Source organism: Streptomyces sp. NPDC053755 (genome assembly GCF_040677675.1).
GTDB lineage: Bacteria > Actinomycetota > Actinomycetes > Streptomycetales > Streptomycetaceae > Streptomyces.
Genome location: NZ_JBFASK010000066.1, coordinates 1 through 15,330, shown reverse-complemented (window position 1 = coordinate 15,330; position 15,330 = coordinate 1). Strand labels below are relative to the sequence as shown.

At 71.7% G+C, this 15,330-nt stretch carries 12 protein-coding genes; 8 read left to right on the top strand and 4 right to left on the bottom strand.

Annotated elements, in window-relative coordinates:
• The first annotated feature begins 238 nt into the window (after nt 1-238).
• The 3 genes from AB0K65_RS31870 to AB0K65_RS31860 all read left to right on the top strand — a co-directional run bounded on the left by AB0K65_RS31870 (nt 239) and on the right by AB0K65_RS31860 (nt 2,014).
• Nucleotides 239-1,015, top strand: coding sequence for a helix-turn-helix domain-containing protein (locus AB0K65_RS31870; protein ID WP_365722705.1), 777 nt, complete (start codon nt 239-241; stop codon nt 1,013-1,015).
• A gap of 75 nt (nt 1,016-1,090) precedes the next feature.
• Nucleotides 1,091-1,417, top strand: coding sequence for a GYD domain-containing protein (locus AB0K65_RS31865; RefSeq protein ID WP_365722703.1), 327 nt, complete (start codon nt 1,091-1,093; stop codon nt 1,415-1,417).
• Nucleotides 1,418-1,651: 234 nt separating this feature from the next.
• Nucleotides 1,652-2,014, top strand: a complete 363-nt coding sequence (locus tag AB0K65_RS31860; protein WP_365722701.1) for a GNAT family N-acetyltransferase — start codon at nt 1,652-1,654, stop codon at nt 2,012-2,014.
• Between the two features lie 36 nt (nt 2,015-2,050).
• Here AB0K65_RS31860 and AB0K65_RS31855 read toward each other — a convergent pair whose 3' ends face one another.
• Complete coding sequence (locus AB0K65_RS31855) at nt 2,051-2,482, bottom strand: VOC family protein (protein WP_365722699.1); 432 nt, start codon at nt 2,480-2,482, stop codon at nt 2,051-2,053.
• Nucleotides 2,483-3,006: 524 nt separating this feature from the next.
• Between AB0K65_RS31855 and AB0K65_RS31850 the strand changes: the two genes are divergently transcribed.
• Complete coding sequence (locus AB0K65_RS31850; RefSeq protein ID WP_365722697.1) at nt 3,007-6,000, top strand: bifunctional [glutamine synthetase] adenylyltransferase/[glutamine synthetase]-adenylyl-L-tyrosine phosphorylase; 2,994 nt, start codon at nt 3,007-3,009, stop codon at nt 5,998-6,000.
• A gap of 90 nt (nt 6,001-6,090) precedes the next feature.
• Here the strand turns inward: AB0K65_RS31850 and AB0K65_RS31845 are convergent, their stop codons facing one another.
• From AB0K65_RS31845 to AB0K65_RS31835, 3 genes are all read right to left on the bottom strand, one after another.
• A complete protein-coding gene (locus AB0K65_RS31845; protein ID WP_365722695.1) occupies nt 6,091-7,074 on the bottom strand; it encodes a phosphatase PAP2 family protein in 984 nt (327 codons plus the stop codon).
• A 102-nt stretch (nt 7,075-7,176) separates the two neighbouring features.
• On the bottom strand, nt 7,177-8,205 hold the full coding sequence (locus AB0K65_RS31840; protein WP_365722693.1) for a LacI family DNA-binding transcriptional regulator: 1,029 nt from the start codon (nt 8,203-8,205) through the stop codon (nt 7,177-7,179).
• Between the two features lie 25 nt (nt 8,206-8,230).
• Entirely contained in the window at nt 8,231-10,045 is a 1,815-nt protein-coding gene (locus tag AB0K65_RS31835) for a glycoside hydrolase family 13 protein (protein ID WP_365722691.1), read from the bottom strand.
• A 346-nt stretch (nt 10,046-10,391) separates the two neighbouring features.
• Between AB0K65_RS31835 and AB0K65_RS31830 the strand changes: the two genes are divergently transcribed.
• The 4 genes from AB0K65_RS31830 to AB0K65_RS31815 all read left to right on the top strand — a co-directional run.
• Nucleotides 10,392-11,666, top strand: coding sequence for an extracellular solute-binding protein (locus AB0K65_RS31830; protein ID WP_365722689.1), 1,275 nt, complete (start codon nt 10,392-10,394; stop codon nt 11,664-11,666).
• Between the two features lie 20 nt (nt 11,667-11,686).
• The gene (locus AB0K65_RS31825) at nt 11,687-12,700 is read left to right on the top strand and encodes a sugar ABC transporter permease (RefSeq protein WP_365722687.1); all 1,014 of its coding nucleotides are present in this window, start codon (nt 11,687-11,689) and stop codon (nt 12,698-12,700) included.
• Complete coding sequence (locus tag AB0K65_RS31820) at nt 12,694-13,548, top strand: carbohydrate ABC transporter permease (RefSeq protein ID WP_365722707.1); 855 nt, start codon at nt 12,694-12,696, stop codon at nt 13,546-13,548. Before AB0K65_RS31825 ends, AB0K65_RS31820 begins: the two co-directional genes overlap by 7 nt.
• Before the next feature lie 60 nt (nt 13,549-13,608).
• On the top strand, nt 13,609-15,330 hold a 1,722-nt coding region (locus AB0K65_RS31815; RefSeq protein ID WP_365722685.1), incomplete at its 3' end, for a glycoside hydrolase family 13 protein.

Below are 15,330 nucleotides of genomic sequence, written 5' to 3'. Positions count from 1 at the left end.
ATCGTGCGCCCCGTCACCCGGAGCGCTGTTTCCGATGAGAGAAACGCTACGTTGCGTTCAAGAATGTGGCAACAAGCTTGTTGCCTACAGTTCCAGTAATTGCAGATAGAGGCGTGTATTTCATTGCAATGGCTCCTCGTCTAACGCAACAATCCCTCCTCTTCTCATTGCAATGGAGTAGCGGTGAACGCTATGGTGAGGGCATCAGGCAGCACCAACGACCGCAGAGGGGACCGCGATGCCGGGAGGCAGACTCACTCAGCAGGAACGTCAGCAGATCGCTCTCGGGCTGGCCGACGGCCTCGCCTACGCCGAGATCGCCCGACGCCTCGACCGCCCCACCTCGACGATCACCCGCGAGGTGATGCGCAACGGCGGCCCCACCGCCTACCGCGCCGACCTCGCCCACCGCGCCACCGAGCACCGCGCCCGCCGCCGCGCCCAGACCGCGACGCGCGATCCCAGGACGCCCCCGCGGTCCGACGGGCGCGACGCCGAGGCCCTGCGCGCTTACGAGGAGGTGTTCACCACCGTCCTCATGGGATCGGGCCTGCCCAAGATGATGTCCCGGGTGCTGACCTGCTTCTACACCAGCGACACCGGCAGCCTCACCGCGTCCGAACTCGTCCAGCGCCTCCAGGTCAGCCCGGCGTCCGTCTCCAAGGCGATCGCGTTCCTCGAAGGCCAGAACCTCGTCCGCCGGGAGCGCGACGAACGCCGTCGCGAGCGCTACATCGTCGACGACGACGTCTGGTACCAGTCGATGATGACGAGCGCCCGGTCCACCGCCGAGCTGGTCGAGACGGCACGGCAGGGCGTCGGCGTCCTCGGCGCCGACAGCCCCGCGGCCGCCCGCCTGGAGAACATCGCCCGCTTCCTCGACTTCGTCTCGGAGAGCATCGCCCGCGCCGCTGAGCAGGCACGGGAGATCCTCCACACGAAGGTGGAGCCGGCTTCGGAGGAGGCCGCCGAGCCGCCCGCCGATCGCCGAGAGGCCGCCGTTCGGGGGACATGAGGCCGCCTCCCGGGCGGATCGCGCTCCCCGGGGCCTTCGCCGGGGCATTCCTCGTCGGAACGAAAGGGACGCGTGATGCCGCTCTATCTGTCGAGGTTCAGCTACACCCCGGAGACCTGGGCGAGGCTGACCGGCCACCCCGAGGACCGGGCCGCGGCCGCCCGGACGTACATCGAGTCCGTCGGCGGGAAGCTCCACGGCTTCTGGTACGCCTTCGGGACGTATGACGGCTACAACCTCTGGGAGGCGCCGGACAACGTCTCCATGGCCGGGGTCGCGCTCGCGATCAGCGGAGGGGGCGCGCTCAGCTCGTTCGAGACGACCGTCCTCCTGACCGTCGACGAGACGCTCGAAGCCCTGCGTACGGCGAGTCGGGTCGGATACCGGGCCCCCGGCTCGTAGCGGAGGCAGGGGGAGCGGCACGCCACCGGCGCCACGACGGCAGCCGTGCGCCGGAAACTCCGTCGACGGCGCCGGTCGGGCGCCGAACACTGCGCGCGTGACGATCGTGAAGCCCCCCCCCGCGCCGCTCACCACCGAGCGGCTCCTGCTGCATCCCCTCACCGTCGAGGAGGGCGAGCGCGTCGTGGCCCGGGTGCCGCGGCCCGAGGACCGCTGGGCGCCGGGGACGTCGCCGTGGTCGGCGGGTTCCTGCGCTGCCATGCCGAGCGCGGGGATCCGGGGGTCTTCCGGTCGTACGGGATACGGTGCCGGGACGACGGCGTCACCGTCGGCGGGATCGGGTTCCACGGGCCGCCGGACGAGCAGCGGTTCGTGACCGTGGGGTACGGCCTCGTACCGGGCGCCCGGGGCCGCGGGTACGCCCGCGAGGCGTTGCGGGCCGTGCTTGACCTCGCCCGCGAGGCGGGCGCCGCCGGGGTGAAGGGCGACGCCGACCTCGGGAACGTGGCCTCTCAGCGGGTGATGGAGGCGGTGGGGATGCCGTGCGTGGGGGAGGACGAGCGGTTGCGTCTCCACCGGGTGGAGTTCTCCGCCTGAGGCATCGCCTCGCCTCCGGCCGTCCCCTCGGCCTCCTCAGCGCTCCGACAGGTCCGACGGAGCCTCCTGCACCACCCAGCCGTTGCCGTCCGGGTCCTCGAACGACATGAACGAGTTCCACGTCTCGCCCTTGCCGTCCTCCCAGCCCCGCTCGCCGACATGGCGGATGGGGGTGACCTCGACGCCACGGCCGACCAGCTCCTCGCGGGCCGCCTCGATGTCGGTCACGCAGAGCTGGAGGCCGTGCAGCGAGCCCGGGGTCATCTGCCGGGTGCCCGGCATCGTCGGCATGCCGCTCAGCATCGCGATGGAACAGCGCGAGCCGGGCGGGGTCGCCTGGATGATGCGCATCCCCGGCGCGACCTCGTCATCGAGATCGATCTTGAAACCGCACTTGTCGCCGTAGAACTCCTTCGCCCGGTCCATGTCGGTCACGGGCACGGGGACGACTTCGAGCGTCCAGTTCATGGAGAGTCTCCTCAGAAACACCAGCGGGTGTGGCCGAACGGCCCGCCCCGGGCGCAGCCGTAGGCCGTACGGGCGTGGCGGCGGGGACCGGGGCGGGTCCACCGTGACCCACGGACGGGTCCTCCCGCACGTCGAATCGCCCAACAGGTCCCGCATGTGTGGGCGAAGGGCGTGGGCCGGGGGGCGTGACCGGTCCTCGCGCGCACCGCCGCCGGCAGCACGGACCCGGCCGTCCGGGCCGCCCGGGCCGGGACCCGGCGAACCCGCGCCGAGGGCCCCCGCCGGGCCGGCCTGCCGGGGCCGACAGGCGTCGGCCGAGTACGCCCGCCGGGCCTGCCTCCCGAGGCCCTGAGGCGTCGGCCGAGGGCCCCGCCGGGCCGGGACCCCGCCAGCCAGCGGACCCGCGCCGAGCGCCGGGCCGAGGGCCCCGCAGCTCAAGGACCCCTCGCCCGCCCGTCCCCGGGGCGACCCCGAACCCCGCTGCGGATAGGCTCGAATCCGTGGACGGTGGAGGGAGCGGCGGAATGACGGTGCCGGGACGCAGGAGCAGTATCTTCACGCGGCTGCTGCGGCACGGGTTCACCGATCCGTCCGGCGCCGAGCGTCTGCTCGACGTCCCCGAACTGGCCGCCGTGCGCGGCGACTCCGTGCTCCTCGACGCCCTCGGGGCCACGGCCGACCCCGACCTGGCCCTGCGCGGCCTGGTCCGGCTGGCCGAGGCCCAGCCCGAGGAGGAGCGCCAGACCCTCACCTCCACGCTGCTCTCCGCCAAACCGTTCCGCGACCGGCTCCTCGGCGTGCTCGGCGCGTCCGAGGCGCTCGGCGACCACCTGGCCCGCCACCCCCGCGACTGGAAGGCCCTCGTCACGTACGAGGCGGCCGATCTGAACCCCGGCGTCGCCGAGTTCGAGCGCTGCCTGGCCGACGCCGGCGACCCCGTCGCCCTGCGCGTCTCCTACCGCCGCTGCCTCCTCGCCATCGCCGCCCGCGACGTCTGCGGCACCGCCGACGTCGCCCAGACCGCCGCCGAGCTGGCCGACCTCGCCACCGCGACCCTGCGCGCCGCCCTCGCCCTCGCCCGGGCCGCCGCTCCCGAGGACGCGGCCCTCTGCCGACTGGCCGTCATCGCGATGGGCAAGTGCGGCGGTCACGAGCTCAACTACGTCTCCGACGTCGACGTGATCTTCGTCGGGGAGCCGGTCGAGGGCGTGCCCGGCGCGGAGGAGGGCAAGGCGGTGCAGGCGGCCACCCGGCTCGCCTCGCACCTCATGCGGATCTGCTCGGAGACGACCGTCGAGGGCACCATCTGGCCGGTGGACGCCAACCTGCGGCCGGAAGGGCGCAACGGCCCCCTCGTCCGCACCCTCTCCTCCCATCTGGCCTACTACCAGCGCTGGGCCAAGACCTGGGAGTTCCAGGCGCTGCTGAAGGCCCGCCCCGTGGCGGGCGACCTCCAGCTGGGCGCCGACTACATCGACGCCGTCGCACCCCTGGTCTGGCAGGCCGCCGAACGCGAGAACTTCGTCCCCGACGTGCAGAAGATGCGCCGCAGGGTCGTCGACAACATCCCCGTCGCCCATGTCGAGCGCGAGCTGAAGCTCGGGCCCGGTGGCCTGCGCGACGTCGAGTTCGCCGTCCAGCTCCTGCAGCTGGTGCACGGCCGCAGCGACGCCACCCTGCACAGCGGCTCCACCCTGGACGCCCTGAAAGCGCTCGCCGCGGGCGGGTATGTGGGCCGCGCGGACGCGGCCCAGCTCGACGAGGCGTACCGCTTCCTGCGCGCCATGGAGCACCGCATCCAGCTCTACCGGCTGCGCCGCACGCACCTGGTCCCCGAGGACGACGCGGACCTGCGGCGCCTGGGCCGCTCCCTCGGGCTGCGCACCGACCCGGTCGCGGAGCTGAACAAGGAGTGGAAGCGGCATGCCGCCGTCGTCCGCCGGCTGCACGAGAAGATCTTCTACCGGCCGCTGCTCGACGCCGTCGCCCAGCTCACCCCCGGCGAGACGCGGCTCAGCCCGAAGGCCGCCGGCCAGCGGCTGGAAGCGCTCGGGTACGCCGACCCGGTCGCGGCCCTGCGGCACCTGGAGGCGCTCGCCTCGGGCGTCACGCGCAAGGCGGCGATCCAGCGCACGCTCCTGCCGGTCCTGCTCGGCTGGTTCGCTGACTCCGCCGACCCCGACGCCGGACTGCTCGGCTTCCGCAAGGTGTCCGACGCGCTCGGCAAGACGCCCTGGTACCTCCGGCTGCTGAGGGACGAGGGCGCGGCGGCGGAGAACCTCGCCCGGGTGCTCTCCGCCGGGCGCCTCGCCCCCGACCTGCTGCTGCGGGCGCCGGAGGCGGTGGCGATCCTCGGAGATCCGGAAGGGCTGAAGCCGCGCGGCCGCGACCACCTGGAGCAGGAGGTCCTGGCGGCGGTGGGCCGCGCCGACGGCGCCGAGCAGGGGGTCGCGGCGGCCCGTGGCGTACGCCGCCGAGAGCTGTTCCGTACGGCGGCGGCCGATCTCATCGGCTCGTACGGGACGGAGGACAGCCCGCGCGAGCCGGACCCGGCGCTGGTCGACCGGGTCGGCCAGGCGGTGACCGACCTGAACGCCGCCACGATCGCCGGGGCCCTGCGGGCCGCCGTGCGCGCCGAGTGGGGAGACCGGCTGCCGACCCGCTTCGCGGTCATCGGCATGGGCCGGTTCGGCGGGCACGAACTGGGCTACGGATCCGACGCCGATGTCCTGTTCGTGCACGAGCCGCGCGAGGGTGTACCCGAGCACGAGGCGGCCCGGGCCGCGAACCGGGTCGTCACCGAGATCCGCAGGCTCCTGCAGGTCCCCACCGCCGATCCGCCGTTGCTCATCGACGCGGACCTGCGGCCGGAGGGCAAGAGCGGCCCCCTGGCCCGCACGCTGAAGTCGTACGAGGCGTACTACCGCCGCTGGTCGCTGGTCTGGGAGAGCCAGGCCCTGCTGCGCGCCGAGCCCATGGCGGGGGACCTGGAGCTGGGCGAGCGGTTCATCGAGCTGGTCGACCCGCTGCGCTATCCGGTGGAGGGCCTCGGCGAGGACGCGGTCCGCGAGATCCGCCGCCTCAAGGCCCGGATGGAGACCGAGCGCATGCCGCGCGGCGCCGACCCGACGCTCCACGCCAAGCTGGGCCGGGGCGGGCTGAGCGACGTCGAGTGGACGGTCCAGCTGCTCCAGATGCGCCACGGCTGGGCCGAACCCGGCCTGCGCACGACCCGTACCCGTGAGGCGCTGGCCGCCGCGCGGGCGGCGGGGCTGATCCCGGGGGACGAGGCACGGATCCTGGACGAGGCCTGGGTCCTGGCCACCCGCGTCCGCAACGCCGTGATGCTGGTCCGCGGCAGGCCGGGGGACACCTTCCCTTCCGACGGCCGCGAGCTGGCCGCGGTGGGGCGCTACCTCGGATACGGCCCCGGTCGCATCGGCGAGATGGTCGACGACTACCGCCGGATCACGCGCCGGGCCAGGGCCGTGGTCGAGGAGCTGTTCTACGGCGGCTGACCCGCGCCCCCGAGGTCGGTCGCCCTCCGCCGTCGGCTCCGGCCGACGAGGCCGGGCAGGCGCCCCTGCGGCCGTCGGTGGCCGCAGGCGTCACCCGCGGGAGCCGACCCGTGGCTGCTCGGCGTCGCGATCGGTGTCCCGCGCGGCGCCCTGCCGTTCGTCCTCAGCTGCGGCGTCCGTGCGGGCGGAGTCCTCAGGCGCCGCGGAGTCCGGGCGCGCGGAGTCCGGTGCGGCACCTGGCCGCGCGGGCTCCGGAACGACCACCTCGCGGGGCAGCCGGTGGGGCATCGCGCCGTACAGGACGAACGAGACGCCGAAGCCGAAGGCCAGGCAGATCATCCCGCCCACGGCGTCCAGCCAGAAGTGGTTGGCCGTGGCCACGATGACGACCAGCGTCGCCGCCGGGTAGAGCAGGCCCAGGACACGCGCCCACGGCGCCTTGGCCAGGAGGAAGATGGTCAGACCGCACCAGAGCGACCAGCCGATGTGCATCGACGGCATGGCCGCGTACTGGTTCGACATGTTCTTGAGGTTGCCCGAGGCCATCGAGCCCCAGGTGTGGTGCACCAGGACGGTGTCGATGAACGCCTGGCCGTTCATCAGCCGGGGGGGCGCGAGCGGGTACAGGTAGTAACCGACCAGCGCCACACCGGTGGTGGAGAACAGAACCGTGCGGAACCCGGCGTAGCGGCCCGGTTGCCGGCGGTACAGCCACACCAGCACACCGATGGTCACGATGAAGTGCAGCGTGGCGTAGTAGTAGTTCATCGACACGATCAGCCACGTCACCGAGTTCACGGCGTGGTTGACGGTCTGCTCGAAGGCCAGGCCGACGGACTCCTCCGCCCGCCAGATCCAGTCGGCGTTCCGCAGCGCCTGCGCCTTCTGCTCCGGCACCGCGTTGCGGATGAGCGAGTACGTCCAGTAGCTGACCGCGATGAGCAGGATCTCGAACCAGATCCGCGGGCGCCGGGGTACGCGCGTCCGCCGTCGCGCCCACCTGCCGCCGGCCACGATGGGTGACGGGGTGGCCGCCGTCCGGCCTTCCAAACTCTTCACGGTCGTTTCACCCATAGGGAGAGAGTCTGCCAGATCCACGCCCCCCGACCGATCATCCTCCGGTCGGGCCCGGGCCGCATGTGCTCCGCCTGAGGAACGAGGCGGAGGCCGCTGGGATCAGGGGTTTCTCGGGGTAGGGGCGGAAGCGGTCGAACCGCGCACCACCAGCTCGGGCATGAACACGAACTCGCTGTGCGGAGCCGGGGTGCCCCCGACCTCCTCGAGCAGCGCGCGGACCGCGGCCTGCCCCATCGCCTGCACGGGCTGGCGGATGGTGGTGAGCGGCGGATCCGTGAAAGCTATGAGCGGCGAGTCGTCGAAGCCGACCACCGAGACGTCCTTGGGGACGTGCAGGCCCTGCTGCCGGGCGGCGCGGATGGCGCCCAGCGCCATCATGTCGCTGGCGCAGACGACGGCGGTGCAGCCGCCGGAGATCAGCGCGCCCGCGGCGGCCTGCCCGCCCTCCAGGGTGTAGAGGGAGTGCTGGATCAGCTTCTCGGACTCCTCGGGCGAGAGCCCGAGCCGGTCCCGCATGCCGAGCTGGAAGCCCTCGATCTTGCGCAGCACCGGCACGAACCGCTTGGGCCCGACCGCGAGCCCGATCCGGGTGTGCCCGAGGGCGGCCAGGTGCGTCACGGCCAGCTGCATCGCGGCCCGGTCGTCGGGCGAGACGAAGGGGGCCTGGACCTTGGGCGAGAAGCCGTTGATCAGGACGTACGGGACGCCCTTGCCGCGCAGCTGGTCGTAGCGCGTCATGTCGGCGGTGGTGTCGGCGTGCAGGCCCGAGACGAAGATGATGCCGGAGACCCCGCGCTCGACGAGCATGTCGGTCAGCTCGTCCTCGGTGGACCCGCCGGGGGTCTGCGTCGCGAGGACGGGGGTGTAGCCCTGCCGGGTCAGGGCCTGCCCGATGACCTGCGCGAGCGCGGGAAAGATCGGGTTGTCCAGCTCGGGGGTTATCAGTCCGACGAGCCCGGCACTGCGCTGGCGCAGCCGCACGGGACGTTCGTAGCCGAGGACGTCGAGCGCGGCAAGCACGGACTCACGGGTGGCCGAGGCCACACCGGGCTTGCCGTTGAGCACGCGGCTGACTGTGGCTTCACTGACCCCCGCCTGGGTTGCGATGTCGGCAAGCCGCGCGGTCATGGAGTTGGACTGTACCGGTCGCACGTCAGATTGCCCACCAGACGCAGGACTCGGCGGGCACCAGGACGTGGGCGGTGTCCTGCGCCGGGACGGTGAGCGGGGCCGGCTCGCGCGCGGGGGAGGGGACGAGGGGATCGCCCTCGCCGCCTCCCGCGCCGACGGCGATGCCGCCTCCCCTGCCGATCCCCTCGCCGCCTCCCGCGTCTTCCGCGGCCCCGCCGGCGACGCCGCCCGCGCCCTCCGTACCGGGCGCCTCGCCGCCCGCGCTGCCCAGCAGGCGCGTCACCGGACCCGGTGGCTCGATCGCCGCGTCCCGGTCCGTGGTGTTCAGGACGACCAGCACGTCACCGTCGGACGAGCGGCGCCGGAAGGCGAGGACACCGGCGGGGGCGTCCAGCCACTCCACCGCCTCCCCCGCGCCGAGGGCGGGGTGCTCCCGGCGCAGCCGCAGGGCACTGCGGTACAGCTCCAGGGTGGAGCCGGGGTCGCCGCTCTGGGCGGCGACGCTCAGAGCGGCCCACTCCGGCGGCTGGGGGAGCCAGGCGCCGGCCGGGCCGAAGCCGAGCGAGGGTCCCTCGGCCGTCCACGGCAGCGGGACCCGGCAGCCGTCGCGCAGTCCGTCCTGTCCCTCGCCGCGCAGGAACGCCGGGTCCTGGCGGACCGCGTCCGGAAGGTCGGTGACCTCCGGCAGGCCCAGCTCCTCGCCCTGGTAGAGGTAGACCGAGCCGGGCAGCGCCAGCATCATCAGCGCCGCCGCACGGCCCCGCCGCAGGCCCGTGACCGGGTCGCCCGCGCCGTACCGCGTGGTGTGACGCACGACGTCGTGGTTGGAGAGCACCCACGTCGTGGCGGCCCCCACCGAGGCGGTGGCCCGCAGTGACTCCTCGACGACCGAGCGCAGCGCCGCCGCGTCCCAGGGGCAGTTGAGGAACTGGAAGTTGAACGCCTGGTGCATCTCGTCGGGGCGTACGTAGAGGGCCAGACGCTCCGGGGTCGGTGCCCAGGCCTCGGCCACCCCGATGCGGTCCGGGCCGTACGACTCCAGGAGGCGCCGCCACTCGCGGTGGATCTCGTGGACCCCGTCCTGGTCGAAGAACGGCAGCCGCTGGGTGCCGATCAGCTTCGCCTGGTGGCCGTGGCCGATGTCGGGGAGGCCGTCCGCCTTGACCATGCCGTGGGCGACGTCGATCCGGAAGCCGTCCACGCCCCGGTCGAGCCAGAACCGGAACACGGAGTCGAACTCCGCCCTGACCTCGGCGTTCTCCCAGTCGAGGTCGGGCTGCTCGGGGGCGAAGAGATGGAGGTACCAGGAGCCGTCGGCCACCCTCGTCCAGGCCGGGCCGCCGAAGACGGACTCCCAGTCGTTGGGCGGCAGGGAGCCGTCGGGTCCCCGCCCCGGCCGGAAGACGTAGCGGTCCCGCTCCGGACCGGCCGCCGCCCGGGCCGCCGTGAACCAGGGGTGCCGCTCCGAGGTGTGGTTGGGGACGATGTCCACGATGACCTTCAGGCCGAGCCCGTGGGCCGTCCGCACCAGGGCGTCGGCGTCCGCAAGGTCCCCGAAGACCGGGTCGACCGCGCGGTAGTCGGCCACGTCGTAGCCGCCGTCGGCCTGGGGGGAGGCGTAGAAGGGCGTCAGCCAGACCGCGTCCGCGCCCAGCCGGGCCAGGTGGGGCAGCCGTTCGCGGGCCCCTCGCAGGTCGCCGATCCCGTCGCCGTCGCCGTCCGCGAAGGAGCGGACGTACACCTGGTAGATGACCGCGTCCCGCCACCACCCCACGCGGCGCTCGCAAGGGTTTGCAAGGTCCGGCAGCGGCGACGGGTCGGTGAGCTCGTGGGCCATGTGCGGTGTCCCTCTCGCGTGTTCCAGGGCCGAGGATCTGCGGTCTTCCGTCCTGACAACGAGGTCAGGCCGGTCGTGAAACGCTCCTGCAAGGAATCACGCAAAGGCTTGCAGGCCGGGGCGGGCTCCGCAAGAACCCCTCCCACCGCACTGTCAAGCGACTCGATGGCAACCTTCGGGACACGCGCATGTAACGATCCCCGGTCCTTGCAGAAATTTCTCGCAAGCTCTTTCGGCTCGTTTTCATCCCTGTTACGTTCCTGGCAACCCGGCGCGCCGCGAGGGAGCGGTCGCATGAGGAAGGTCTTAGCCCCTCGTTCACCCGGGATCGTTTGAAGGAGTTCACATGCGGCGTGGCATAGCGGCCACCGCGCTGGTCGCGGCCCTGGGAGTGACCCTGGCGGCATGCGGTAGCGACGGCGGCGACACCGGTGCCTCGAAGGGCTCGGGCGAGCTTTCCGGCACCGTGACCTGGTGGGACACGTCCAACGTCGGCAGCGAGGACAAGGTCTTCAAGAAGCTGGCCGAGGGCTTCATGAAGAAGCACCCCAAGGTCACCGTCAAGTACGTGAACGTGCCGTTCGGTGAGGCGCAGAACAAGTTCAAGAACGCCGCCCAGTCCGGTTCCGGCGCTCCCGACGTCATCCGCTCCGAGGTCGCCTGGACCCCGGACTTCGCCAACCTGGGCTACCTCGCCCCGCTGGACGGCACCGCGGCTCTGAAGAACCAGGACGACTTCCTGGAGCAGGCCGCCGCCTCCACCAAGTACAACGGCAAGACCTACGCCGTCCCGCAGGTCATCGACTCCATGGGCATCTTCTACAACAAGAAGATCTTCAAGGAGGCCGGTGTCGAGGCACCGAAGACCATCGACGAGCTGAAGAGCGTCGCCACCAAGATCAAGCAGAAGACCGGCAAGACCGGCCTCTACCTGCGCGGCGACGACGCCTACTGGTTCCTCTCCTTCCTCTACGGCGAGGGCGGTGACATGGTCAGCGCCGAGCAGAAGAAGATCACCATCGACAACCCCGCCGGCGTGAAGGCCTTCACCACCGTCAAGGAGCTGGTCGACTCCAAGGCCGCGATCACGGACGCCACCAACGGCTGGGACAACATGCAGTCCGCGTTCAAGGACGGCAAGGTCGCGATGATGATCAACGGCCCGTGGGCCGTCACCGACACCTACGCCGGCAAGGAGTTCGCCGACAAGGCGAACCTCGGCATCGCGCCGGTCCCGGCCGGCTCCGCCGGCCAGGGCGCTCCGCAGGGCGGTCACAACCTCGCCGTGTACGCGGGCTCCAAGAACCTGGAGGCGTCCTACGCCTTCACCGAGTACATGACCTCCGTCGAGGCGCAGACCACCGCGGCCACCGAGCTGAGCCTGCTCCCCACCCGCGAGTCCGTCTACATCAAGCCCGACGTCGCGAGCAACCAGATGATCAGCTTCTTCAAGCCGGTCGTCGAGAAGGCCGTCGAGCGCCCGTGGGTCCCCGAGGGCGGCAGCCTCTTCGCCCCCCTGCAGGTCGAGTACACCAAGGTCCTCACCGGCCAGACCAGCCCGGAGCAGGGCGCCAAGGCGACGGGTGACGCCTACCGCAAGCTCCTGAAGGACTGGAAGTAACAAGGAAGGCAGGCCGGCTGATGGCTGTGGACACCACCAGCCAGTCGGTGGCGAAGGCCGCGGGCGACGACGTCGCCCGCGGCCGGAGCCGCGGTACTGGCACCCCCGGGCGGAAGCTCGGGCGCTCGTTCTCGACCCACTGGTACGCCTGGGCGATGATCGCCCCGGCGACCGTGGTGATCGGCGTGATCATCGGCTATCCGCTGGTCCGCGGGATCTACCTCTCGCTCACCGACGCCAACGAGCGGAACGTCGCACGCAGCATCGGCGTCAACCAGATCCCGGCGACCTACGAGTTCGTCGGCCTGGACAACTACGTCGACGCGCTCACCGGAACCCAGTTCCTCGGCACCCTCGGCTGGACGCTGGTGTGGACGGTCGCCTGCGTCTCGGTGACCTTCGTCCTCGGCCTCGCCCTGGCCAACATCCTCAACCGCAGGATCGCCGGCCGCTCCGTCTACCGGATGCTGCTCATCCTGCCCTGGGCCGTCCCCGGCTTCGTCTCCGTCTTCGCCTGGCGCTTCCTCTACGACGAGCGCCGCGGCATGCTCAACCAGATCCTGGCCGGCGGCGGCATCGACGCCGTGCCGTGGCTCAACGACCCCACCTGGGCCAAGTTCTCGGTCATCGCCGTCAACGTCTGGCTCGGCATCCCCTTCATGATGGTGGCCCTGCTCGGTGGCCTGCAGTCCATCCCCGGCGAGCTGTACGAGGCCGCCGAGATGGACGGCGCGAGCGCCTGGCAGCGCTTCCGCCACATCACCCTGCCCGGCCTGCGCTCGGTGTCCACCACCGTGATCCTGCTGAGCACCATCTGGACCTTCAACATGTTCCCGGTGATCTTCCTGCTCACCCGGGGCGGGCCCGGCGAGGCCACCCAGATCCTCGTCACCCAGGCGTACAAGTTCTCCTTCGAGATCAGCCCGCGTGACTACGCCCAGTCGTCCACCTGGGGCGTCCTCATCCTGGTCCTCCTGATGATCTTCGCCGCGGTCTACCGGCGAGTCCTCCGCAAGCAGGGAGAAGTCTGGTGACCACCGCCACCAACGCGCCGCTCCGCGGTCGCCGTTCGCCGCTCGCCTCGATCGCGCTGCACACCACCCTCGCGGTGGCCTCCGTGATCGCCGTCTTCCCGGTGCTGTGGGTCTTCCTGACCTCCATCAAGCCGGCGCAGTACGCCAACACCACCGACTTCTTCAAGGAGACGACGTTCGCGAACTACACCGACCTGCTGGAGAACACCGAGTTCGTCAGCTGGTTCGGCAATTCGCTGCTCGTCGCCGGCCTGACCACCCTGCTCGGCGTCTTCATCTCCTCCACCACCGGATACGCCGTCAGCCGCTTCCGTTTCCCCGGCAAGCGCGGGCTGATGTGGACGCTGCTGATCACCCAGATGTTCCCGGTGGCCGTCCTCATCGTGCCGATCTACAACATCATGTCGTCGATGGGGCTGCTCAACCAGCCGGCCGGTCTGGTCATCACCTACCTGACCATCGCCGTGCCGTTCTGCGCCTGGATGATGAAGGGCTTCTTCGACACCATCCCGCGCGAGATCGACGAGTCGGGCCAGGTCGACGGGCTCACCCCGTTCGGCACCTTCTGGCGGCTGATCCTGCCCCTGGCCAAGCCGGGCATCGCGGTGACCGCGTTCTACTCCTTCATCACCGCCTGGGGCGAGGTCGCCTACGCCTCCGCCTTCATGGTCGGGGACGAGAACCTCACCCTGGCCGGCGGCCTGCAGAAGTTCGTCAACCAGTACGGCGCCCAGTGGGGCCCGATGACCGCGGCCTCCGTGCTCATCGCCGTCCCGGCCGCGCTGGTGTTCCTCGTCGCCCAACGGCACCTGGTGACCGGCATGTCCGCCGGCGCCGTCAAGGGCTGAACACCCTTGGCGGCCCAACCGCCCGTACGTGTACGCCCCTCCTTACCTCCCAGGGAAGTCATGACCCAGCACCTCGCTGCCCCCGCCGCCGCCCCGACCACCGGCACGCACACGGGCTGGTGGAGAGACGCGGTGATCTACCAGGTCTATCCGCGCAGCTTCGCCGACGGAAACGGCGACGGCATGGGCGACCTGGAGGGCATCCGCAGCCGGCTGCCGTACCTGAAGGAGCTGGGCGTCGACGCCGTCTGGCTCTCCCCCTTCTACGCCTCCCCGCAGGCCGACGCCGGTTACGACGTCGCCGACTACCGGGCCATCGACCCGATGTTCGGCAGCCTCCTCGACGCCGACGCGGTCATCCGCGACGCGCACGAGCTGGGCCTGCGCATCATCGTCGACCTGGTCCCCAACCACTCCTCCGACCAGCACGAGTGGTTCCAGCGCGCACTGCGCGAGGGCCCCGGATCCCCGCTGCGCGAGCGCTACCACTTCCGCCCCGGCAAGGGCGAGGACGGCGGACTGCCGCCCAACGACTGGGAGTCCATCTTCGGCGGCCCCGCCTGGACGCGGGTCACCGAGCCGGACGGCACCCCCGGCGAGTGGTACCTCCACCTCTTCGCGCCCGAACAGCCGGACTTCAACTGGGAGCACCCGGCCGTACGCGACGAGTTCCGCTCCATCCTGCGCTTCTGGCTCGACATGGGCGTCGACGGCTTCCGCGTGGACGTCGCCCACGGCCTGGTCAAGGCCGAGGGCCTGCCCGACATCGGCGCGCACGACCAGCTCAAGCTGCTCGGCAACGACGTCATGCCCTTCTTCGACCAGGACGGCGTCCACGAGATCTACCGTTCCTGGCGCCAGGTGCTGAGCGAGTACGACGGTGAGCGCGTCCTCGTCGCCGAGGCGTGGACCCCGACCGTCGAGCGCACCGCGAACTACGTGCGCCCCGACGAGATGCACCAGGCGTTCAACTTCCAGTACCTGGGCACCCACTGGGACGCCGCCGAGCTGCGCCGGGTCATCGACGCCTCGCTCTCGGCGATGCGCCCGGTCGGCGCCCCCACCACCTGGGTGCTGTCCAACCACGACGTCACCCGGCACGCCACCCGGTTCGCCAACCCGGCGGGCCTCGGCACCCAGCTGCGGGAGGCCGGCGACCGCGAACTCGGCCTGCGCCGGGCTCGCGCCGCGACCCTGCTGATGCTGGCGCTGCCCGGCTCCGCCTACGTCTACCAGGGCGAGGAGCTGGGCCTGCCGGACGTCACCGACCTGCCCGACGAGGTGCGCCAGGACCCGTCCTTCTTCCGGGCCACCGGCCAGGACGGCTTCCGCGACGGCTGCCGGGTGCCCATCCCGTGGACCGTCGAGGGCTCGTCGTACGGCTTCGGCGACGGTGGCAGCTGGCTCCCGCAGCCGGCGACCTGGGGCGGGCTCAGCGTCGAGGCGCAGGCCGGGGACCCCGGTTCCACCCTGGAGCTGTACCGCAGTGCGCTCGCCGTGCGCCGCGAACAGCCCGGGCTCGGTGCGGGCGAGGACATCGCGTGGATGGAGGCGCCCGAGGGCGTCCTCGCCTTCCGCCGCGACGGCTTCGTGTGCACCGCCAACACCACCGGCCGGGCCATCTCCGTCCCGCTGCCCGGCCGGTTCCTCCTCTCCAACGAGCCCGTCTCCCACGGGGAGGGCGTCGTGGAGCTGCCCGCCGACACCACCGTCTGGTGGGCGGTGTTCACAGCACCGCCCGCAGCTCGGTCCCGCGCATCGCGTCCGTGTCGCCCGCCGTCT